A 22,557-nucleotide genomic window follows, 5' to 3' on the forward strand; every position below is an offset into this window, starting at 1 on the left:
GGTGAGCGAACGTGAGCCGCTCACCGGAAAGGCATTAAAACAGGTCGTTCAGCATCACACCCACACCCACGCGCGTCTGGCGGTGGTTATAGTCAATCAGCGATTCGCCGTAGCCGCTGAACACCTGGGTATAGAAACGAACGTGGTTAGTGATCGGGTAGCTCCAGCCCATTTCCGCGCCGCCGTAACCGCTATTCCAGTTATAGTTGCTTTTGACGCTGAAAATGCTTTCGCCCCATTGATAGCCAACGGTCAGACGATAATACCCCATGTACTTGGTGATATCAGGGTTATCATCATCATTTTCACTTTCTGGAATGCGGAACCAGGGTTTGGCTTCCACCATCCAGTTACCGTTCTGCGCCATCAGGCGGGCATAGACCCGGTTCCAGCTGCGTGAAGTGGGTTCAGAGCGCCCGTTTGACTGATGGTTCAGGCCCGTTTCCACATCTCGCAGTGTCCAGCCAGCGAAGCTATAATCTGTCGCCCAGCCCAGAAAAATCTGCGGCTGATAGTCGGTTTCGCGGAACGGCGAAGAGCCGGCACGGTTAGAGAGCTGCCACCACGATCCCTGAGTATACGAGGCTGCCAGCACCGAGTTGTCACCCAAAATGCCACGCCACAGCGGAAAGGCCAGGCTGAGCTGGAATTTCACTTCATCGTGCTTGGCGTTGTCTGTCCAGTTATAGCTCTGAATAGCTTCTTTATTAATGTTGCTGGTATCGGTATACAGAACATAGTTGCTTTCGTACGGGAACAGAACGAAAGGGTTGTCATGCTTTTCCAGCAGGTTAGCGATAATACTGCCACGCACGGCTGGCTGGTCATGGACCTCGGTAACCGTGGCTTCTTGTGCCAGAACTAACGTGGGAAACAGGAAGGCTGCTGCCAGCAATCCTCTCAGCATAGGCATAATGTTCTCCAGAACAGAAACGGGATAAGTGGGTAAAAAGCACGCCATTCTACACAGAAACCGGTACGGAGATTAGCGCTGTTTTTGTAAATAACAGCGCGCCCGAGCCTGGCACGGGCACTAGTTATTTTGTATCGACCATTTTTTTGCGAGGACTTTTCATGATCTCTGCTGTTCCCCTGGCTCAGGAGGCTGCACGCCGCCTGATCGGTGATATTTTTGTCTGTGACATGCCTTTTAATCAGGCGTTGGGCCTGAAACTGGAGAGGCTTGAATCAGACTATGCTGAGCTGAGTTTTGCTAACCAGACCAAACTGGTAGGAAATGTCGCCCAGAAAATTTTGCACGGCGGCGTTATTGCCTCGGTGCTGGATGTAGCCGCGGGTTTAGTCTGCGTAACCAGTGCGTTAACCCGCCAGGAGAGCATTACTGAAGAGGAGCTGCGGCAGCGCCTTGCCAGGATGGGCACGATTGATCTGCGTGTTGATTATCTTCGACCAGGACGCGGCGAACGGTTTATCGCCACCAGCAGTCTGCTGCGCGGTGGGAATAAAGTTTCCGTCGCCCGCGTAGAACTGCATAACGATGCGGGTGTATATATTGCCAGCGCAACCGCCACCTATCTTACGGGTTAGCTGTTGAGCTAACCCAATTATCCTTATCTCACTCATTGTTCTTTACGGAGCCACGTTACATGGATGCGCAACAAACCCGGCAGGGGATCTTCTTTGCTCTCGGCGCTTATTTTATCTGGGGCATTGCGCCAGCTTATTTCAAACTGCTCCAGCAGGTCGCCCCAGGCGAGATCATCACTCACCGGGTGATCTGGTCGTTCTTTTTTATGCTGCTGCTGGTCAGCCTTAGCCGTAACTGGGGCAAGGTGAAGCTGATCCTGCAACAGCCGAAAAAAGTGCTGCTGCTGGCGGTCTCCGCTACGGTCATCTGCGCAAACTGGCTGATTTTTATCTGGGCAGTAAATAATCACCATATGCTGGAAGCGAGCCTGGGCTACTTTATTAATCCACTGTTGAACGTGCTGGTGGGGATGCTGTTTCTGAAAGAGCGCTTCCGCTGGTTGCAGTGGCTGGCGGTAGCGCTCGCCGCCTGTGGCGTACTGGTGCAGCTATGGAAGTTTGGCTCGGTGCCGATCGTTGCGCTTGGCCTGGCCGTGTCCTTCTCGCTCTATGGCCTGATCCGAAAAAAAATTGGGGTGGATGCGCAGACGGGAATGATGGTTGAAACCAGCTGGCTGCTGCCGGTCGCGGCTCTCTATCTGTTTGGCTTTGCGGACAGCCCCACCAGTCATCTTGGTCAGAATCCCTGGTCGCTCAACATGCTGCTGATAGCTGCGGGCGTAATAACCACTATTCCGCTGATGCTGTTCACCGCAGCCTGTAGCCGCTTGCGGCTCTCCACCGTGGGCTTTTTCCAGTATCTGGGCCCCACGCTGATGTTCCTGCTGGCGGTGATCTTTTACGGCGAGCAGCTGACGCAGGATAAAGCCGTCACATTTGCCTTTATCTGGGCAGCGCTGGCGCTGTTCATTTTCGACGCCGTCTGGGCGCTGAAGCGCAGACCATCCACGGTCACTGAAAGTTGAGAGATAAAAAACCCCGCGGTGCGGGGTTTCGTTTGTGCGGCTCGGCGTTAAAGCCAGTTCTTACGCTTGAAGTAGGCATAGGGAGCCAGCCCCGCCAGGATCATCAGCGCTATAGCACCCGGATAGCCGAAGCTCCATTTCAGCTCGGGCATGAACTCAAAGTTCATGCCGTAGCTGGAAGCCACCAGCGTTGGCGGCAGAAAGACCACCGAGACCACCGAGAAGATCTTGATGATGCGGTTCTGTTCAATATTGATAAAGCCCATTGCCGCCTGCATCAGGAAGTTAACCTTCTGAAACAGCGATTCATTGTGCGGTAGCAGGGATTCAATATCGCGCAGTATCTCCCGCGCCTGCTCCAGTTGATTGCCCGGCAGCCGCGCCTTGCGGACTAAAAAGTTCAGCGCACGCTGCGTATCCATCAGACACAAACGCACCTTCCAGCCGATATCTTCCAGTTCTGCCAGCGTTGAGAGCGCCGCATCAAACTCATCGCCCTGATGTCCTTCCATGATCACCCGGCTTAGCTTTTCAAGGTCGCTGTAGATGTTTTCGATTTCATCAGCCAGCTGTTCGATTTTGGTTTCAAACAGATCCAGCAGAAGTTCGTAGGCGTTACCGTCAATGAGTATCTGATTACGCGCGCGCATCCGGTAGAGGCGAAACGCAGGCAGTTCCCGTTCACGAAGGGTGTAAAGGCGGCCTTCACGAATGGTAAACGCCACCGTGGAGTTACCGGCATGGTCTTTCGCATCTTCATAAAAGAAAAAGGAGTGGATATGCAGGCCATCTTCATCTTCGAAGAAACGCGCCGAAGCCTCAATGTCTTCCAGTTCAGGACGGGTCGCCAGGCTCTGGCCCAGTTCGTTCTGAACGCGATCGCGCTCGTTCTCCTCGGGTTCGATCAGATCGACCCAAACCGAACTGGTCAGCATATCTTCAGGTTCTTCCAGCTCAAGGCGGGTTAAGCGGCTTTGGTCGAGTTTAAATGCGCTCAGCATAGCTGTACTCCCAATTCACGGTCACAAATGGGACAAAGCGCTTGTACACGGGAAACAGAGGTTTCAGTCAGTGACTATTCTGACTCAGAGCGACGGAGATGCGGGATCGCCAACAACCACGAAGGCTATCGGCAGAAGAGGATAGCCTTAGGAGTTGTACCTGCTGAGCAGGTCAATGAGCCAGTATCTACTGGGTGTGTCCAAGGCGAATGTCCTCTCAGGGTAATAGTGCGCGCATGTTACGCTGTGCTGAAAATGGCGTCAATATCAGAGCCGGGATAAATGTGCACCAAACATTGACAAGCGTTAACAAAGGTTAACAGTCGGGCGGGACGAAGAAATTCGTCCCGCTGACAGGGGCTTAGACAGTTTCAAGTTTGGCATAAGCGGCCACCAGCCACTTAATGCCCTGACCCTGGAAAGCCACCTGCAAACGGCTGTGTTCGCCGCTGCCTTCCAGATTGACAATAGTGCCTTCGCCAAACTTGGCGTGTCGCACCCGCTGGCCTAATTTAAAGCCGCTGTCATTCTGCGCCACCGGCGTTCCCATCCGCTGATGATTTACCGGGCGGGTAACGCTGGCCCGCAGGCGCACCTCTTCCACACACTCAACCGGAAGCTCGCCGATAAAGCGTGAGGGGCGATGATAGACCTCTTTGCCGTACAGGCGACGGGTTTCCGCATAGGTGAGCGTAAGCTTCTGCATAGCGCGCGTGACGCCAACATAGGCGAGACGGCGCTCCTCTTCCAGCCTGCCGCCCTCATCCAGCGACATCTGGCTGGGGAACATTCCCTCTTCCATGCCGACGATAAAGACCTGCGAGAATTCCAGCCCTTTGGCTGAGTGCAGGGTCATCAGCTGCACCGCATCCTGCCACTTATCGGCCTGGCCTTCGCCCGCTTCCAGCGCAGCGTGGGAGAGGAAAGCCTGCAACGGCATCAGATCTTCATCTTCATCCTGATAGCTGTACTGCCGCGTGGCGTTCACCAGTTCCTCAAGGTTTTCAATTCGCGCCTGGCCCTTCTCGCCCTTCTCCTGGTCATACATCAGCCAGAGGCCGGAATCTTTGATCACCCGGTCGGTCTGCACATGCAGCGGCATCTCACTGGTTTCCTGTGCCAGTGAATCCACCAGCTCAGTAAAGCGTTGCAGCGCAGAGGCCGCCCGGCCCGCCAGCGCCTTTTCCTGCAGCAGCGCGCGCGAACTTTGCCACAGCGTAAGCTGGCGTTCACGAGCGGTCTGCCTGACGACATCCAGCGTCCGGTCACCGATGCCACGCGTGGGCGTATTCACCACGCGCTCGAACGCCGCATCATCGTTGCGGTTAGCAATCAGCCGCAGATAAGCCAGAGAGTCTTTAATTTCCTGACGCTCGAAGAAGCGCATACCGCCGTAGATCCGGTAAGGCATGCTGGTTTGCAGCAGCGCCTCTTCCAGCACACGCGACTGGGCGTTGCTGCGATACAGAATAGCGCAGTCGTTCAGCGCACCGCCCTTCTCCATCCAGACCTTAATACGGTTCACCACAAAGCGGGCTTCATCCAGCTCGTTGAAGGCGCAGTAAATAGCGATGGGCTCGCCGTCACTGCCGTCCGTCCACAGCTCTTTACCCAGACGACCGCTGTTATTGGCAATCAGGGCGTTCGCCGCTTTCAGGATGTTGTTGGTGGAGCGGTAGTTCTGTTCCAGACGGATGGTTTCCGCGCCCCTGAAGTCATTGAGGAAGCGTTGAATGTTCTCTACCTGCGCCCCACGCCAGCCATAAATCGACTGATCGTCATCGCCAACAATAATCACTTTCCCGCTGTCGCCCGCCAGCATGCGGATCCAGGCGTACTGAATGTTGTTGGTATCCTGGAATTCGTCCACCAGCACGTTGGTGAAACGCTCGCGGTAGTGGTTAAGGATATGCGGCTTATTAAGCCACAGCTCATGGGCACGCAGCAGCAGCTCGGCAAAGTCGACCAGTCCGGCACGATCGCACGCTTCCTGATAGGCCTGATAGATCCGCAGCCAGGTTTGCTCAATGGGGTTGCCGTAGCTTTCGATATGCTTCGGTCTTAAGCCTTCATCTTTTTTGCCGTTGATGTACCACATGCCCTGCCGTGCGGGCCACTGTTTATCATCCAGGTTCATCGCCTTAATCAGGCGCTTCAGCAGTCGCAGTTGGTCTTCGCTGTCAAGAATTTGGAAATCCTGGGGCAGGTTAGCATCCAGATGGTGCGCACGCAGCAGGCGGTGCGCCAGCCCATGGAAGGTACCGATCCACATCCCGCCCTGACTGGTGCCGATCAGCTGCTCAATGCGGTGGCGCATCTCCGCGGCAGCCTTGTTGGTAAAGGTCACCGCCATGATCGAATAAGGAGAGCAGTTCTCTACCGCCAGCAGCCAGGCAATCCGGTGAACCAGCACGCGGGTTTTGCCGCTGCCAGCCCCTGCCAGCACCAGCAAATTGCTGCGCGGCGCGGCTACGGCCTCGCGTTGTTTGTCATTCAAGCTGTCTAGCAGGTCTGAAACGTCCATAGGCACCGTCAGAAAAGGGGGAGCGACAGGCGCTCCACTGGATATTTAACCAGTTTATTATATCAGTGCAGTCAGCGATGCCAACTGCGAAATTTCCAGCGTGGGCAGCAGGCGGGAATCCGCGATATGCCGCAGGTTACCGTTACGCAAATTGATCCAGCAGGCTTGCATGCCACAGCGCACTGAACCCGCCACGTCGGTCGTCAGGTCATCGCCCACATGAAGAATGCTTGCCAGCGGCAGATTGAGCTTTTCAGCGGCCGCGTGATACATATCTTCATAAGGCTTGGCGCGGCCGTCCGGCCCGGCGCGCAGGATAAATTTAAAGTATTTATCCAGGCCAAACAGGTGAGGCTCCGCATTACCGTTGGTGACAGCCACCAGCGGGATACGTTCTGCCAGCGCCGCCAGCGTAACGTGCGTCTCTTGCGGCACCTCAATTTTGCTGCGCCACTGGGCGAAGTTGGCCATCACTGCCCGGGAACCTTCATCAGCCTCACGGGCGTTGAGACCCACTTTCAGCATCGCCAACTCCACCGCACGACGACGCCATTCGCTGACGTCATGGTAGATCTCCGGCTCCTGTTCGCGCAGGCTGTCGCGCAGCTGCTGGTAATGTTCAACGCTGAATTCATTCAGGGCGGGATGGTAAGACTGAAGAAACGCATGGGACTCTTTAGTGGTACGCAGGATCACCGGATGGTTATCGTACAGCGTGTCGTCCAGGTCAAAAGTCATCGCTGCGACAGGGCGCAGCGGTCGGTAAAAGTGCATCAGGATTTTCCTCGTTTGGCACGGGGATGGGCAGCATCGTAAACCGACGCCAGGTGCTGGAAGTCAAGATGGGTATAAATTTGCGTAGTGCTGAGATTCGCATGTCCAAGCAGTTCCTGAACCGCACGCAGGTCGCCGCTGGACTCCAGCATATGCGTGGCAAAGGAATGACGAAGCTTATGCGGATGGATATGGCTGGAGACGCCCTGCTTTACACCCCATTCAGCAAACCGTTTCTGTACGTTGCGGGCCGACATGCGTTTGCCCTGCTTTGAGAGAAACACCGCCTGGTCTTCTGGCGCAAAAAGCTCGCGCATCTCCAGCCAGTGCTCCATCCACTGCACGGCCGTGCGGCCTATGGGCAGACGCCGCTCTTTACTGCCTTTACCCACTACCCAGACTTCGCCAGAGGCTAAATCCAGATGACCGGTATCAATTCCCACCAGCTCAGAGAGACGCAGGCCTGCACCGTACATGATCTCCAGCATGGCGCGGTCGCGCACCGCCAGCGGATCGTTTAGGTCGATATCCAGCAGGCGGCTGACTTCATCCACATCAATATTTTTGGGCAGATGGCGCGGCGCACGCGGCGTAGCGACACCTTTGGCGGGATTGGCCTTGAGAACCCCCTGGCTGATTTGCCAGTCGAGGAAACTGCGTAACGCAGAGAGGCGCAAGGCCAGACTGGCGGGTTTCAGACCACCGCGACGACTTTTTGCTGCCAGTGACCGGACCTGTGCCGCATCCAGCTTATCCCAGGCGGAGAGATTCATTTCAGTCAGCAACGCAATGCAGGCAGAGAGCTGCCGCTGATAATTGGTTTGCGTAAGTGGGCTGAGCTGCCGCTCTACCTTCAGGTAGCGCAGGAAGCCCTCTACGGCAGGCAGAAGCGGCGAGTCGCTACTCATGCGCGTTCAATCCAGCGCGTCAGGAGTTCAGGTAACATCAGAGACAAATGCTGCAACAGCACGGTGCCCATTCCTGACTGATAGTGCTGGCTGTCGCGGCTACTGAAAATCAGCACGCCCAGCTCGCCCTGCTCGCCCATCAGTGACATGGCGACCGAGCCAATCGCTTTAGCCTGAGGCAGCAGTAACAGCAGTTCGGGGCCGTTAAGGTTACCCAGATAATGCTGCTGTTTGCCCAGGCGCTGAATACGCACCGCCTCAAAAGCAGGACGGGAAAGCGCCAGCTGAGTAAAGTCCGAAGGTGCGCCAATGCGCCATTTTTCACTGAACAGACGCACATTCGCTCCCGCCAGACCAAGCTCTCTCGCCCAGCGGTGCAGCCGGTTGAGCATATCGTGCAGGCTGTCGGCAGAAGAGAGACGCGCCTGCAAAGATAACAGGCGACCGAACAGCTGCTGGTTGGCGCTGGCCTGCTCCATCAACAGGGTGATCTCTTCTTCCAGCTGAGTGATGTGGTTGCGCTGCCGAGCCAGCTGCCACTCAACCAGAGAAACCGTGCCGCGAACGGGGTGCGGCACCAGCATCTGCTCTACCTGGCGGGCATTGCGGATAAAGAAGTCCGGATTTTGCAGCAGGAAGTCGCTGACGGCCCGATCGTCCATCAGCTCGCCTGGCGCCTGTTGTTCGCCGACATTTTTCATAAATGGATAAATCCGTCATAAACGTGGGTGGCAGGTCCGGTCATGTACAGCGGGTGACCGGGGCCTTTCCAGGCAATGTTTAAGCTGCCGCCAGGCAGGTCGACACGGACTTTTTCCGCCAGCAACGCCTGCTGAATGCCTACCGCAACGGCGGCACACGCCCCGCTGCCGCAGGCCTGAGTTTCACCCGCGCCACGTTCATAAACGCGCAGGCGAATATGTTCGCGGCTGACGACCTCCATAAAGCCGACGTTGACCCGCTCCGGGAAGCGCTCGTGGCTTTCCAGCACTGGCCCCAGGCTTTCTACGGCGGCGGTTTTCACGCTCTCTACGGTCAGCACGCAATGCGGGTTGCCCATTGAAACCACGCCGCACATGATCGTCTGTTCCGCAGCGCGCATCAGATAGAGGTTTTCCGCTTTGTTGGCGCGGAAAGGAACCTGTTGCGGTTCGAAATTGGGTTCGCCCATATTGACGCAGACCATTTCATCCTGCGTCACGCTGAGCACCATGCGGCCCGTTTGCGTACTGACGCGGATATCATTTTTGTTGGTCAGCCCTTTCAGCCGCACGAAGCGGGCAAAACAGCGCGCGCCGTTACCGCACTGGGCAACTTCGCTGCCATCGGCGTTGAAGATACGGTAATGGAAGTCGAGATCGGGATCGTAGGGCGGCTCCACGATCAGCAACTGATCGAAGCCGATCCCCAGATGACGATCTGCCAGACGCCGGATCAGTTCTGGCGAGAAGTAGACGTTTTGCGTCACGGCGTCGACAACCATAAAATCATTGCCCAGACCGTGCATTTTGGAGAACTGCATTTTTGGCTCCAACGAGTGCGTCATAATTTACTGAGCCGATGGCATTTCCGTTTCAGTGGTCGACGTTCCGCTCTCTGTTCCATCCTGAGAAGAGATCGTAGTTGAGCTCTGATTTGTTGAGGTGCCGGACGCCGTACCGCTGTTCTGGTCCGGTGAGGTTGTTTCGACAGAGGAGCGATCGGTGGACGTCACGGAAGTCTGGCCACTGCTGTCAGTGGTTTGCTGCTTTGGCTGTTCCTGCGGCGGGAAGTACAAAGGTCCTTTCAGTCCGCAACCTGCCAGGCTGGCTACAGCCAGTACCAGCGCCATCCGGCAAATCATTTTGTTCATGCTTATTCTGCTCGTTATCGGTGCCTGTTGATTGCCTATCATCGCAGGTGAAGTGCCAAAAGCAACAGGAAAAGCATACTCAATGCGGCGGAAGGCATTCCGCCAAAGCATCCTTAATGCGGCGGAAGGCATTCCACTAACGTGTGCTTATGCAGCGAAAGGCATTCTGCCAAAACACTCTACCCGCGGCAGAGCATCAATGCATTTGATAGCGCTGAGCGTAGTCGCCGTTGGCATCGTAATCCGGAACGGTGGCGCAAAGCTGGGCCAGCGTCTGACTACGGAAAGGAATAACCTGGAAACGGTTATCAACACTCACAATCTGATAGAACTGCGGCAAATTGAAATTGATAAAGCTGGAACCATAGGTAAAACGGTCATGGGAAGAGGAGTAGAAGCGGCTGACGTCGCGCACAAGCTCCTCTTTACTGCCTTCACAATGGTGATAGATCTCTACCCGGTTAGTTTCATCCAGAATATAGATATTGAAGCCGCGATCGTCCTTGGTGTCTTCAAAGAAGAACTGAATCAGCCCTTCACTGGCATAGCCGTTCACCACCGCAGGCAAGCGAGACTGATCGGTTTCCACCTTGATCGATAAACCGTGCAGTTTGTTATTAGAGATCGCCCCATAAAATTCCACGGCATTCTCCAGCTTCTGTACAGAGACGCTAAGGCGCTCAAAGAACAGCCCCCAGGTTTGCCCGGCAACGCGAACGGCTTTGAAACGCCCCGGCTCCTGACGCGTACTGGAGAGGCGCAGCTCAATACATTCTGAAACCAGCTGCTGAACGCGAGTACGAATTAACCCACGCAGATGCTGGCTGTAGCAGAACACCTCAACGGAATCGGGCGGAGCCGCATCCTGATGCATTTTGCCGAGGATAGTTTTCAGCCCTTCAATCATCGCCTGCTCGCCGTTGAAATGCAGTGTTCGCACCTCATTCCACGAGTTGCGATAAAGCAGATCGATACTGCCAATCAGGCATTGCTGTTGCTGACCAAAGCTGAACACGTCCAGCTTGCGGAAATCAAAATGCACCACCTGATTGCGGAAGGCGGCCGTCGGGTCATATTCCAGGTTGACGATAATCGCCAGATGACGAATTTCGCACGGGCTGTAGAGCGCTTTCGGCGTTGGAGAGGGCACTCGCAGCGGGAAATGGTGGGAGACGTCCGCTACCAGTTCCTGCAAACGGGCCAAATCGCAGGTCTCATTGCCTTTAATATGCAAGCGCGTTTTGCTGGTCAACAGACCGTTGAACCACGCCCAGGCCACCAGCTTGTTGAGATAACGATTATATTCCAGCGGCTGATGACTGATAATCGACTGCATATCGGGCGACTGGTTATAAAGATACCAGCCGGCGCGGTTGGCGCGCCCATGCGGGACATGAATAAAGGTCAGATGCGACTCAGAGAGATCGGGTGAAATCTGTGGGTTCACCAGGGTCACTTTACCCGGCAGCGCTTCAAACGCCGCATAGAGCTTGCGGGTCAATACGCCAATATCCTGCGGGCTGGCGCTGACGCTCAGATTATTGCGGCGGGCGAAGCGGATCAGGTTACGATAACTCTGCATCATCGCATCCAGCAATTCATTGTGTGCTTCCCGTACGCGACCAATCTTCCAGTCCGCGCGGCTGTCCAGGATCGCAAGACGCTCGGCATCCCAACCCCATTCCGTCACCAGTTGGTTAAGAATTTCACGCCGCCAGCCTGAGTTTTTGGTCTCTACCGACAGTTTTTCACACACTTTCAGATAGAAGCAGCGACGAACCAGATCAAGCCGCGCATGGTCATCAATGCTGGTGAGATAGTGCGTCACCCTTTCCAGCATCATGCAGTAAGGATCCAGCCCGTAAGAGACGATTTCACCATCATGCAGGCGCTGTTTAATATCCATCGCCAGCAATTTAGTGCTGGGGTATTCCCAGGAGTACGCCTCAAGCAGCAGCGTTTTCAGCACGGCCTTGTAAGGCGAATCGATACTTTTATAGAGCTGCCACAGGCTGGCACCAAAGTATTCTTCCGCAGAGAGCGTATCCAGGCCGCCAAGGTCAAGCCACTCGTTCGGGGTCAGTACACCCTTTTGATAGAGTGACATGACGTAGTCATCGTAGTGCTCCTCCTCCTCGCCCGGTACCATATTCCACAGAATACGTTTACCGGCGAGTCGGACGGCCGTACGGTAAAATTCATCCAGCAACAGGATATGCTGAGTCGAACCGCAGTCTTCTCCGCCGAGACTGCCGCTTTCGTTATGGCGGAAGCGATTTTCATCAATCAGGAAAAAGCTGGCTTCCACGCCCATCGCCGCACACCATTTTTGCAGCAGGTTACATTTTTTCTGCAGCGACAGCCGCTCTTCATTATCCAGCCAGGACTGGTGACAAACCCAGATATCCAGGTCAGAGGTAAGGTTTTGCCCTACAGAAGAGGTGCTGCCCATGGAGTAGACGCCGGTGATCGGCAGTTCGCCTTGTGGAGGCGTGGCAGCAAAAGATCCAGATTTTTGTTCTAAATCATTGAGATAAGCAGACTGGCTTTCATCAGGCGTGTAAAAGCTGATGCCATGTGGAACGTTACCTTCAAGGTAACCCGGCATCAGCGGATGATGATAATGTAATAAGGTTGGCAGCAGACTGTAAACCTGTTGGAACGAAGGTCCCATGGCAGCCAGAGCGCGATCTACGCGCAGCTGGTTGATGGCATCCAGTCTCTGTTTCAGTGTCTCTATGTAGAGGTACAAGACGTCTCGCCTGATTGTCCCAGTGCTTATAAAAAAACCCTGTTTCCCAAATCCGCCGCTTGATTTGAATATAATCGTGCGAATTATTGCTGGAAACGTGATCAATCTAACACCTGGCAGATTGACCGTAAAGAAAGTTGCGCTACACAACAGTTTAGCACGTTTTACGATCGCCCGACTTTATGATCCCTCAGCTCGCCTTCTTCCTGCCGTTAAAAACCGTGGAAACTGACAGCATTCCCGTATCAATGATAGGATAATCAATGAACGATAAAAACGGTAAGAAGCATGTTAGACAAAATTTTAAGAATTGCCACCAGGCAAAGTCCGCTTGCGCTCTGGCAGGCACATTATGTTCAGCAGCGTCTGATGGCTTGCCATCCGGGGCTTCGCGTCGAACTGGTCCCGATGGTCACCAAGGGTGATGTGATCCTGGACACGCCGCTGGCGAAGGTCGGCGGCAAGGGGTTATTCGTCAAAGAGCTTGAACAGGCGATGCTCTCCGATCGCGCGGATATCGCCGTTCATTCAATGAAAGACGTGCCGATTGAGTTCCCTGAAGGGCTGGGGCTGGTCACCATCTGCGAGCGGGAAGACCCGCTTGATGCCTTTGTTTCTAATCAATACGATTCGGTAGACGCTCTGCCTCAGGGTGCCGTAGTGGGGACTTCAAGCCTGCGTCGTCAGTGTCAGCTAAGCGCGCGCCGTCCGGATCTGGTTATCCGTTCGCTGCGTGGCAATGTGGGTACACGTCTGGGCAAGCTGGATGCCGGTGAGTACGACGCTATTATCCTCGCCGTTGCAGGGCTGAAACGTCTTGGCCTTGGCGACCGTATCCGCCACGCTATGCCAGCCGAAGAGTCGTTGCCTGCCGTGGGCCAGGGCGCTGTGGGAATTGAATGCCGACTGGACGATGCTCAGGCTATCGCCCTGCTCTCAGCACTGAATCACGAAGAAACCGCCGTGCGCGTTAAAGCGGAGCGGGCGATGAACACGCGTCTGGAAGGTGGCTGTCAGGTGCCTATCGGCAGCTTTGCGCTGCTGCAGGGCGATGAACTCTGGCTGCGCGGCCTTGTAGGGTCGCCAGATGGCAAAGTGATGGTTCGCGGTGAACGACGTGGCCCGCGAGAAGATGCTGAGAAAATGGGCGTCTCTCTGGCTGAAGAGCTGCTGGACAACGGTGCCCGTGAAATCCTGAAAGAAGTCTATCAGGGAAATCCGCCGCAATGAGTATCCTGGTCACCCGTCCCGCCCCGGCTGCCGATGAGCTGGTCAGCCGATTATGCCAGCAGGGGCGGGCGGCCTGGGCTATGCCTTTAATAGAGTTCACGCCTGGCGTGGATCTCGACAGGCTGGCAGCCAGCCTTGCCTCCCTGCAGCCCGGTGATCTGGTTTTTATTCTCTCCCAGCACGCTATCCATTACGCTCAGCCAGCAATGTTACGCGCAAAGGCTACCTGGCCTGACAGCTTGAACTATTATGCTATTGGTCGCACCACGGCTCTGGCACTTCATGCCGCCAGCGGGCTGGATGTTGTCTGGCCGCATGAGCGGGAGACCAGCGAAGTGCTGATTCAGCTTCCCGCCCTGCAGCAGGTTACTAACAAGCGGGCGATTATTTTACGCGGTAATGGTGGGCGGGAATTGCTTGCTGAGACCTTGCAAGCTCGTGGCGCTTCTGTAGAGTTTATTGAATGCTATCAACGCTGTGCAAAAATTTACCACGGCGCGGTTGAAGGCCGTCGCTGGCGCGACAGAGAGGTTGATACGCTGGTGGTCACCAGTGGAGAAATGCTGCAACAGCTCTATTCGCTGTTCCCCGAGATCGATCGCGAGGAATGGCTTCTGCACTGCCGACTGGTTGTCGTCAGTGAACGTTTGGCTACCTGTGCCAGGGAACTGGGCTGGCGCGACATCAGGGTGGCCGATGGTGCCGATAACGACGCGTTGCTGCGCGCGTTACATTAAACTTAAATATGGGATGTGCCACAATGACGGAACAAAAAGATTCCTCCGCCATGGTTGATGAAACCACCCCAGCGGTTGAGACCTCTACACCAGAACCACGCAAGTCGAAGAGTACCGGCACGGCGTTGGGCATTCTGGCGATAGCGATCGCGCTGGCTATTGGCGTGGGACTTTATATAAATGGTAAACACCAGGCTCAACAGCAGGCTGCGGCTAACCAGACGCTGGCTAATCAACTTGCTGATTTGCAGCAGCAGGCCGCCAGCGATAAACAAACGCTGACGCAGCAGATGGCTAAGCAAACCAGTGCGTTAGAGACTGCCCATCAGCAGCAGACGGCCACCAGCCAGCAGTTGGATGAGCTGAAAGAGAAAGTTGCCACCATCTCCGGCAACGATGCCCACACCTGGCTGCTGGCACAGGCTGACTACCTGGTAAAACTGGCGGGCCGTAAATTGTGGAGCGATCAGGACGTCACTACCGCCGCGGCCTTGTTAAAAAGCGCCGATGCCAGCCTGGCCGATATGAATGACCCCAGCCTGATCGATGTGCGCCGGGCGTTAACTGAGGATATCAGCGGTCTCTCTGCGGTCAGCCAGGTCGACTATGATGGCATCATCCTCAAGCTGAATCAGCTCTCCAACGGCGTCGATAATCTGCGCCTTGCGGATAATGACAGCGACGACAGTCCTATGGATCAGGACAGCGACGAGCTCTCTTCTTCCCTGCGCGAGTGGCGTCAGAATCTGGTCAAGAGCTGGCATAACTTTATGGATGACTTTATTACCATTCGCCGTCGTGATACGACTGCCGAACCTCTGCTGGCCCCGAATCAGGATGTCTACCTGCGTGAAAATATTCGCTCGCGTCTGCTGATCGCCGCCCAGGCCGTTCCACGTCATCAGGACCAAATCTACAAGCAGTCTATCGATACGGTATCCGCCTGGGTTCGTGCATGGTTCGATACCAAGGATCCGGCCACCAAAGCCTTCCTCACTCAGCTCGACGACCTGAGCCAGCAGAGCGTTTCTATGGATGTGCCTGATGCGCTGCAAAGCCAGCCGATGCTGGATAAACTGATGCAAACGCGCGTACGTAACCTGCTGGCGCAGCCCAGTGCCGGGCAACAGCAGCAGGGAGAATAAGCATGCTTAAAGTGCTGATACTGTTTATTTTACTGATTGCAGGCGTGGTGCTCGGTCCTCTGCTGGCGGGTCATCAGGGTTATGTTCTGATCCAGACGGACAGTTGGAATATTGAAACCAGCGTCACCGGGCTGGCAATCATCCTGATCCTGTCATTGATCGTTATCCTGCTCGTTGAGTGGGTCCTGCGACGCTTATTACGCACTGGCGTGAAAACACGTGGCTGGTTCAGGGGCCGCAAACGCAGCCGCGCCCGTAAGCAAACCAATGCCGCGCTGGTCAAACTTGCCGAAGGTGATTATCGTCAGGTTGAGAAGTTGCTGTCGCGCAATGCCGATCATGCTGAACAACCTGTCGTCAACTATCTGCTGGCAGCCGAAGCGGCTCAACAGCGTGGCGATGAAACTCGCGCTAACCAACATCTTGAGCGGGCAGCCGAGCTGGCCGGGAGCGATCAGCTTCCGGTTGAGATCACCCGCGTACGTGTGCAGCTGGCACGTAATGAAGATCATGCGGCACGTCATGGTGTTGACCGCCTGCTGGAAGTGGCTCCGCGCCATCCGGAAGTGCTGCGTCTGGCCGAACAGGCCTATGTCCGTACCCAGGCCTGGAGCGCCCTGCTCGACATTCTCCCGGCGATGGAGAAGTCTCAGGTTTCTGACCCGACACATCGTCTGGCGCTGCAACAGGAAGCGTGGCTTGGCCTGATGAATCAGGCTATGGCCGACCAGGGCAGTGAGGGTCTGAAGCGCTGGTGGCAGGCTCAGAGCCGTAAAACGCGTCATGAAACGGCCCTGCAGGTCGCTATGGCGGATCATCTGATCGTCTGTAATGACCATGAGACGGCGCAGGAAATTGTGCTGGATGGTCTTAAGCGCGCTTATGATGAACGTCTGATCCTGCTGATGCCGCGCCTCAAGACCGGTAATCCTGAGCAGCTGGAAAAAGCGCTTCGTCAGCAAATCAAACAGCATGGCGCAACGCCGTTGCTGCACAGCACGCTGGGTCAGCTGTTGATGAAGCATGGCGAGTGGGAACAGGCAGCGGAAGCGTTCAGGGAAGCGCTTAAGCAACGTCCGGATGCCTTTGATTATGCCTGGCTGGCAGATGCGCTGGACCGCCAGCATAAGCCTGAAGAAGCTGCGGAGATGCGCCGTGATGGGTTGCTGCTGACCCTGAAAAACGCGCCTTAACGCTTTATCGTGCAATCAACCGGGCCTGGCGCCCGGTTTTTTTATGCCTTTTATCCACCTTACCGGCAAAAAAAAACACCTGCACTAAGGCAGGTGTAAGAATCAGGTCGGTAAGACAATTTGGCTGGTATCCGACTCAACGTAATGTCCCGGACTCCAGTAAGGCCTGAGCGATATTGGCGGTTGGACAACGGATACCGTAAAGGGCTCTGCATCATTCCGGGATTTATGAAGCGTTAGCAATCATAAGAAGTGGAATGAGCATCTACAGCAGGATTATTGCACAAAGCGTGCCACAGTCCACCAGTTAAAGTTAAATATTTATTATACTTTGATTTTTAACAGGTTTTTCTTTTCTGCAAAATTCCTGACAGGGATGATTTTTTACTTTTTCAGCATAAAAGCATCGCAGGAGTCTCTGAACAGAGACAAAATTAGCAGGAAAAATATATATTCAAATTTTTCAAGAGGTTAAATGTCTCAATGTGGCGACGGAGCGGGAAGGTTTTTGCTTATCAGCTTTATCAGCGGTGCTCAGAGAAAATATGACAGTCAGAAAGCGCTCGGGACGTGAAGGGAGCGATCAGGAGTAAGAGAGCAGTAGGGGTACTATAACCTTTTGCTTTAAGAGCTATAAACCACCGGGCAAAGAGGCGTGCGCAGAAAGCAAAAAACCCCGCCAGAGCGGGGTTTTTCAATATTGGTCGGCGAGAGAGGATTCGAACCTCCGACCCACTGGTCCCAAACCAGTTGCGCTACCAAGCTGCGCTACTCGCCGAATACTGCGTCGTTACTGATTTACTGCGGCTCAGATCCGTGGACCTTAAGCAAAAAAACCTGCCTCGGCAAGTTTTTGAAAGTGGTCGGCGAGAGAGGATTCGAACCTCCGACCCACTGGTCCCAAACCAGTTGCGCTACCAAGCTGCGCTACTCGCCGAATACTGCTTCATCACATTACTGCTGATTTTGTGGTGCGAAGAGAGGGACTTGAACCCTCACGTCCGTTAAGACACTAACACCTGAAGCTAGCGCGTCTACCAATTCCGCCACCTTCGCATACCTGACAAAATCTGGGGTGGCTAATGGGACTCGAACCCACGACAACTGGAATCACAATCCAGGGCTCTACCAACTGAGCTATAGCCACCACATCTACTTCTGCACTTCTTTACTACTTAACGCGGTAAAACTACCACCGCAGCTCTTGCGCACAAAATTAATGGCGCGCCCGACAGGATTCGAACCTGAGACCTCTGCCTCCGGAGGGCAGCGCTCTATCCAGCTGAGCTACGGGCGCGTAGCGCCGTTGCGGATGTGCATACTACGGACTTGAGCCGATCCTGTCCAGGGCTTTTTATCACTAAATATCGCGTTTGATTACGCTTTGTGCGTTCTGTCTAAATGACGAACGTTTTCCAGCCCTTTCGCGGCGAATATAGCCGCTTTTGCCTCTTTGAGCCTGCAGAAAAAAGCGTACTTAAAGATCGCCGCGCCAGTGATAGTTAAGATATTTCAGCAATCTGAGCTGCCTGCGCAGGCGTGATGGCTGTGAAATAAGCCGGTAAAGCCACTCCAGCCCCATTTTCTGCCAGATCTCAGGCGCACGTTTAACCTGTCCGGTGAAAACGTCATAGGTGCCACCTACGCCCATATAGAGAGCCTGTGGCCAGAGCAGCTTGCAATCCCGCATCAGAAGCTCCTGCCGTGGCGATCCCATCGCCACCGTCACAATCTGCGCGCCGCTGGCCTGAATGCGGGCAAACAAGGCTTCACGATCGGCAGGGGCAAAGTAGCCATCCTGTGAACCCACAATGTTCACGTTCCACTGGCGACGCAGCTTATCTTCGGTTTGCGCCAGCACCTCCGGCTTTCCTCCAATAAGGAAGACGGGCGTTCCTTCCCTTCCGGCCCGTTCCATTAGCGCTTCCCAAAGGTCGGCTCCCGCTATCCGTGAAACGGCAGCCTTGGGATATTTTTTACGGATTGAACGCACGATGCTGATGCCGTCCGGGTATTTGTATTCCGCCTCACTAATCAGCTGATGGATCTCCGGCTGGCTTTCCGCCGTCAGTACCTTTTCAGCATTGATGGCAACCAGCGTACCGGTTCTCAGCGTCTGCCCCTGATAGAGGTAATCCAGAAAAGCGGGCATATCGCGGAAACCCAGTAGCGTGAAGCCCCGGATTTGGTAAAGCGGTACGGAAGAAGGGAGATCCATGATGCGTTCCTTGAGGTCAAATGCAGCAAATCGGGCCCGAAGGCCCGATAAAAATCAGTAATGAACCGGCACCACCGGGGCACGGGGTCGAATCAGGCCAGCGCTGTCCAGCAGCCAGAACAGCAGTTTTGCCACCACAACAGCGGCGGCAAAAATCAGGCAGAAAAATACGATCCTGGAGGCGAACGCATCAAGCCCCTCGCGGGCGAGTACAATCATATTGAATACCGCGCCAAAACAGAAACTTTGCAAAATGGCCGCTTTATAGCGATTGGTTTCCTGCTGACCTTTCTGGTAGAGCCAGTCGAACCATTTAATGATCAGCCCCACGGCAACCGCTCCCAGCGGAATAAACCAGGCGCCCCCCATCACCACCAGAGAACCTATCAGCGTCGGGGATATCGCCAGACCAGAATGATTCTCCAGCACCTCCCAGGTAAAATAGTTAGCGCTGTTTAACACCATGGAGGGGCGGTCCGGCCACAGCCAGCTGGGGATAAAGACATAAAAATCCCGCACGATGGGCGCCAGTCCCTGAAAATCGATTTTGTCGTAATTTTGCAGCAGCAGCCCCAAGTTCTCCCAGGGTGAAAAGGTATCCCTGGTCAGATAGAGGAAAGTATAAAATGCCTCCGCGCCGCTGACGTCCAGGTTATAACGACGGAGCGCCAGCCAGAACATGCCGACAACCCCCGCTATACCCGCCACTGCCAGCATCCAGAGCGTGATCCAACCGCGAATAATGCCGATAAACAGAAACAGGGCGAAGGCAATAATGATGTTCGCTCTGGTGCCGCCAACGATCGCATAGGTGAGCAGCCCGAAAGCCACCGTGGTCACCAGGAAAAAGAGCCAGCTGCGAAAACCGGGCTTGAGGAAATAGACCACCAGCATTGCCGGGATAAAGAAATAGAAAAAGCGCTTCAGGGCCACGCCAGAAACCTCAGCAGAGAAGATCTGGCTGTAGCTCTGTAGCTTAAAGAGTAAAAAACCGTTGTGCAGGAAAAAAACCAGCACGGTGCCCAGCGCAATAAGAGCAAGAATTCCCCATATCAGGTGCGCTTCGACCCTGTTGATGCTGAAAACCTGTCGCCCCGGCTTCTCAGCGGCCGCCCTGAGGCGCGTTTTGTAACTGACATAATAGATAGCGTAAAAGCCGGTTGCTGAAAGCAGCGCCTGAAGCAGGTATTCCGCAGGCACCACCGCCACATTAAAGCCAAACACCAGCGTGCAGGTAAGCGGGAAGCCAAAAAAGAATGTCAGAAGAAAAAGCAGGGAAAAGAAAACATTAAAATTAAATTTTACCCGCCGGAACTCACGCCAGGTGAGCGTCAGGATCAGGCCAAGCGACAGCAGATAGACTACCAGCAGTCCTGCAAATTGCATCAGCGTCATGCCGTTTCTCCTTCCGCCAGAGCCAGCGCCTTTTTCCAGCCCTCCAGATAAGCGGGCTCAAAAAAGGCAATTGAAGTTTTATCCAGTAGCGTCATCTGCCGACGAGCTTCACTCACTACCCCGGCATCAAGCGCATCGCCGGCAAAGAGCACCGGGATCTGTTGCTCGGTGAGATCCTGCCAGAAAGGATTTTTGCGATTGACGACAAAGGGTACGTTGGCCTGAATCAGCAGGCACAGCGTGCCAATCCCCTGTTGGCGTTCAAAAATAAAATACCCCAGATCGCACTGCGAGATCAGCCGTAAATAGGCTTCAAACGCCAGCTTTTCCGTGAGGATCTGTAACCGTTCTGCGGCAAACAACGCCAGCCCTGCTTCACGCACCTGCTGAATGTATGCCTCATTATTCTCCGGATAGCCCAGCGGCACGACCACGTTGACCTTATCGCCAAACTGCTGATGGATCTCCCGCAGCGCCTGCAAATGACGGTTACTGGCATCCCCTGAGTTTCCCACCAGGATGGTCATTGTTGTCTGCTTTTCAGTGGACAAAGGGGCCTGCGACAACCGCGTAGGGAAATAGAGCAGAGAAGCCGGAACAGCGGGGTGGCGCTGCTGAAAATGGCTGATATCCCCGCGCGTGGCAAATACCTGCCCCACACGCTTTTGCGCCAGACGCCGCATAAAATAGAAGAGGCGGAACTTCAACCCACCAGCCTCCTCGTAAAGATCCGCGCCCCAGATATGCCAGTACACCTGGGCGGGTTTGAGCTTGCCAGAGAGGATCGCCAGCCAGAGCCAGGGGTTGAACTGGCCATGAAAAAAGAAGCGTGTATTTCTGTCGGCTCTGGCCTTTGTTACTACGGCTTCAGCCAGTGCGCGTTTACTGGCAAACCAACGGATGGCAAGGTTCTCAGCAGCAGACATATCCCCCGCTTTCCCTGCTACCCAAAACTGGCGAGGCTCCCGGTATGGCACAGCTTCTGCCACAACATCGTTAAAGAAGCGCAACACGGTCTGATTGTGATGCGGGACAGGTGAGCCAAGAACGTGAATCAATGTTGTCATACTTTTCTACGATAAAGAAAAAAGGTGCCCGCGCAGAGGACAAAATAAATCAGATAAGTTGCCATATAGGCCTGAGCCGCTCCGGTGGCGCCGTGTAACGGGATCAGCCAGCGTGCAAACAGCGTCAGCAGCAGAAACTGGCTGATTTCCGTCAGAGCATAAAAACGCAGTGAAGCTTTGGCAATCACCAGATAGCCGAATACGTAAGAGCCAACCTTAAAAACATCGCCGGTGAGCTGCCAGATAAAGAGGTCGCGCATCCCGGTAAACTGGCTGGAGAAAAGCAGCCAGATAGCCACATCACGTAACAGCCAGACCAGCAGGCTGACGCCCATTACGGCCGGTAAAACAAAGCTCAGAGAACGAAAGATTTCACGCGAGATCTCCTGCTTGCTGGTCAGACGCGACAGCGTGGGCAGCAGATAAACGCTGAAGGAGGCAGTGATAAACTGGAGGTAGGCATCTGAAATAGTGGTTACGCCCTGCCACAGTCCAACCTGCTCCCAGCCGTTATGCTCTGCCAGCAGGTTTCGCATCATTATCCACGCTACGGGCAGCGTAACGGAGGTCATCAAGGCCATTAAGGTAAATTTGCTGAGGTTACGGGCAATCTCGCTATGCCAGCACGGCCTGAGAAAGCGCAGCGGCAGATGATCCCGCTTCGCCAGCAGGATCGCCGCAGGTATCACAACCAGCGCTGGCACCATCGCCATCCCCACCAGCGCCCCGCTGTAGCCACCAAGCCAGTAACAAACGAACCAGGCCATCACGCCGATCAGGCTACCGAGGATCAAAGCCAGCGCATTACCTTTAGCATCCCGATAGCCTTTCACTACCGCCAGTGCCAGATTAGCCCAGGCAATGCCAGCCTGCAGGAAAGCCACAATCCGCACCACGTTCTGGTATTCGCTGTGTCCAAACAGCTTCAGGCTTATCGGCGCGGCAAACAGCAGGAACACCAAGGCCAGCAAGGTCGAGAACCCCAGCACCATGGCGGAAGCCGTGCCGGTCACGGCCCGTAACTGCTGCGGGTCGTGTTGATACTCCGCAACATATTTGGTTACGCCGTTGAAGATACCGGCCCCCGCCAGCACGCCGAGCACGGTGATCAGCTGACGAAAATTGCCAGCCTGCCCCACGCCAGCCGGACCAAAAGAGAGCGCCAGCATTTTAACCACCAGCAGCCCGGCCGCAATTTTGACCAGGGTGGACGCTGCCGTCCACACAGAAGCTTTAGCCAGTGACATA

At 54.9% G+C, this 22,557-nt stretch carries 19 protein-coding genes, 5 tRNA genes and 1 pseudogene; 6 read left to right on the plus strand and 19 right to left on the minus strand.

Annotation, left to right across the window (positions count from 1 at the left end; translation table 11 throughout):
* Positions 1-34: 34 nt before the first annotated feature.
* The gene (gene pldA / locus SD961_RS20225; RefSeq protein ID WP_318792129.1) at positions 35-913 is read right to left on the minus strand and encodes a phospholipase A; all 879 of its coding nucleotides are present in this window, start codon (positions 911-913) and stop codon (positions 35-37) included.
* Positions 914-1,074: 161 nt separating this feature from the next.
* Here pldA and SD961_RS20230 point away from each other — a divergent pair, with 161 nt between their 5' ends.
* A complete protein-coding gene (locus SD961_RS20230; RefSeq protein ID WP_318792130.1) occupies positions 1,075-1,548 on the plus strand; it encodes a thioesterase family protein in 474 nt (157 codons plus the stop codon).
* A gap of 59 nt (positions 1,549-1,607) precedes the next feature.
* Positions 1,608-2,513, plus strand: a complete 906-nt coding sequence (gene rarD / locus SD961_RS20235) for an EamA family transporter RarD (RefSeq protein ID WP_318792131.1) — start codon at positions 1,608-1,610, stop codon at positions 2,511-2,513.
* A 47-nt stretch (positions 2,514-2,560) separates the two neighbouring features.
* Here rarD and corA read toward each other — a convergent pair whose 3' ends face one another.
* The 9 genes and pseudogenes from corA to SD961_RS20275 all read right to left on the minus strand — a co-directional run bounded on the left by corA (position 2,561) and on the right by SD961_RS20275 (position 12,324).
* Positions 2,561-3,514 carry a magnesium/cobalt transporter CorA gene (corA, locus tag SD961_RS20240; protein WP_318792132.1) on the minus strand — a complete coding sequence of 318 codons (954 nt, stop codon included), beginning with the start codon at positions 3,512-3,514 and terminating at the stop codon, positions 2,561-2,563.
* Between the two features lie 147 nt (positions 3,515-3,661).
* Complete coding sequence (gene ysgD / locus SD961_RS21770) at positions 3,662-3,718, minus strand: YsgD/CorL family protein (RefSeq protein WP_412916730.1); 57 nt, start codon at positions 3,716-3,718, stop codon at positions 3,662-3,664.
* Between the two features lie 157 nt (positions 3,719-3,875).
* Positions 3,876-6,038: a DNA helicase II gene (gene uvrD / locus SD961_RS20245; protein WP_318792133.1), complete on the minus strand. Its 2,163-nt coding sequence runs from the start codon at positions 6,036-6,038 to the stop codon at positions 3,876-3,878.
* A 57-nt stretch (positions 6,039-6,095) separates the two neighbouring features.
* Positions 6,096-6,812, minus strand: a complete 717-nt coding sequence (gene yigB, locus SD961_RS20250) for a 5-amino-6-(5-phospho-D-ribitylamino)uracil phosphatase YigB (RefSeq protein WP_318792134.1) — start codon at positions 6,810-6,812, stop codon at positions 6,096-6,098.
* Positions 6,812-7,720, minus strand: a complete 909-nt coding sequence (gene xerC / locus SD961_RS20255; RefSeq protein ID WP_318792135.1) for a tyrosine recombinase XerC — start codon at positions 7,718-7,720, stop codon at positions 6,812-6,814. The genes yigB and xerC overlap by 1 nt, the downstream gene beginning before the upstream one ends.
* Positions 7,717-8,421, minus strand: a complete 705-nt coding sequence (locus tag SD961_RS20260) for a DUF484 domain-containing protein (protein WP_318792136.1) — start codon at positions 8,419-8,421, stop codon at positions 7,717-7,719. The genes xerC and SD961_RS20260 overlap by 4 nt, the downstream gene beginning before the upstream one ends.
* Entirely contained in the window at positions 8,418-9,242 is an 825-nt protein-coding gene (gene dapF, locus SD961_RS20265) for a diaminopimelate epimerase (protein WP_318792137.1), read from the minus strand. The genes SD961_RS20260 and dapF overlap by 4 nt, the downstream gene beginning before the upstream one ends.
* Before the next feature lie 218 nt (positions 9,243-9,460).
* A pseudogene (lptM, locus tag SD961_RS20270) lies at positions 9,461-9,572 on the minus strand (LPS translocon maturation chaperone LptM); the annotation flags it as partial.
* A gap of 196 nt (positions 9,573-9,768) precedes the next feature.
* Positions 9,769-12,324, minus strand: coding sequence for a class I adenylate cyclase (locus tag SD961_RS20275; RefSeq protein WP_318792138.1), 2,556 nt, complete (start codon positions 12,322-12,324; stop codon positions 9,769-9,771).
* A 288-nt stretch (positions 12,325-12,612) separates the two neighbouring features.
* On the opposite strand from SD961_RS20275, the gene hemC reads away from it, so the two are divergent.
* Genes hemC through hemY form a run of 4 tightly spaced genes read left to right on the plus strand, consistent with a single transcriptional unit; the run spans position 12,613 to position 16,629 of the window.
* Entirely contained in the window at positions 12,613-13,554 is a 942-nt protein-coding gene (gene hemC / locus SD961_RS20280; protein WP_318792139.1) for a hydroxymethylbilane synthase, read from the plus strand.
* Positions 13,551-14,291: a uroporphyrinogen-III synthase gene (gene hemD, locus SD961_RS20285; protein WP_318792140.1), complete on the plus strand. Its 741-nt coding sequence runs from the start codon at positions 13,551-13,553 to the stop codon at positions 14,289-14,291. The genes hemC and hemD overlap by 4 nt, the downstream gene beginning before the upstream one ends.
* A 23-nt stretch (positions 14,292-14,314) precedes the next feature.
* On the plus strand, positions 14,315-15,436 hold the full coding sequence (gene hemX, locus SD961_RS20290) for a uroporphyrinogen-III C-methyltransferase (RefSeq protein ID WP_318792141.1): 1,122 nt from the start codon (positions 14,315-14,317) through the stop codon (positions 15,434-15,436).
* 2 nt (positions 15,437-15,438) lie between these two features.
* Entirely contained in the window at positions 15,439-16,629 is a 1,191-nt protein-coding gene (gene hemY, locus SD961_RS20295; RefSeq protein ID WP_318792142.1) for a protoheme IX biogenesis protein HemY, read from the plus strand.
* A gap of 701 nt (positions 16,630-17,330) precedes the next feature.
* Here the strand turns inward: hemY and SD961_RS20300 are convergent.
* From SD961_RS20300 to wzxE, 9 genes are all read right to left on the minus strand, one after another.
* Positions 17,331-17,407 (minus strand) — tRNA-Pro (locus SD961_RS20300).
* A gap of 82 nt (positions 17,408-17,489) precedes the next feature.
* Positions 17,490-17,566 (minus strand) — tRNA-Pro (locus SD961_RS20305).
* A 32-nt stretch (positions 17,567-17,598) separates the two neighbouring features.
* Positions 17,599-17,685: transfer RNA gene (locus tag SD961_RS20310), tRNA-Leu, on the minus strand.
* A 15-nt stretch (positions 17,686-17,700) separates the two neighbouring features.
* Positions 17,701-17,776, minus strand: a tRNA-His gene (locus tag SD961_RS20315).
* 73 nt (positions 17,777-17,849) lie between these two features.
* Positions 17,850-17,926: transfer RNA gene (locus SD961_RS20320), tRNA-Arg, on the minus strand.
* 180 nt (positions 17,927-18,106) lie between these two features.
* The gene (wecG, locus tag SD961_RS20325) at positions 18,107-18,847 is read right to left on the minus strand and encodes a lipopolysaccharide N-acetylmannosaminouronosyltransferase (RefSeq protein ID WP_318792143.1); all 741 of its coding nucleotides are present in this window, start codon (positions 18,845-18,847) and stop codon (positions 18,107-18,109) included.
* 54 nt (positions 18,848-18,901) lie between these two features.
* On the minus strand, positions 18,902-20,242 hold the full coding sequence (wzyE, locus tag SD961_RS20330) for an ECA oligosaccharide polymerase (protein ID WP_318792144.1): 1,341 nt from the start codon (positions 20,240-20,242) through the stop codon (positions 18,902-18,904).
* Positions 20,239-21,309: a TDP-N-acetylfucosamine:lipid II N-acetylfucosaminyltransferase gene (locus SD961_RS20335; protein ID WP_318792145.1), complete on the minus strand. Its 1,071-nt coding sequence runs from the start codon at positions 21,307-21,309 to the stop codon at positions 20,239-20,241. The genes wzyE and SD961_RS20335 overlap by 4 nt, the downstream gene beginning before the upstream one ends.
* Entirely contained in the window at positions 21,306-22,556 is a 1,251-nt protein-coding gene (wzxE, locus tag SD961_RS20340) for a lipid III flippase WzxE (protein ID WP_318792146.1), read from the minus strand. The genes SD961_RS20335 and wzxE overlap by 4 nt, the downstream gene beginning before the upstream one ends.
* Position 22,557 lies beyond the last annotated feature (1 nt).

Origin of the sequence: Erwinia sp. MMLR14_017, from assembly GCF_033657285.1 — a bacterium.
Taxonomy (GTDB): Bacteria; Pseudomonadota; Gammaproteobacteria; order Enterobacterales; family Enterobacteriaceae; genus Erwinia.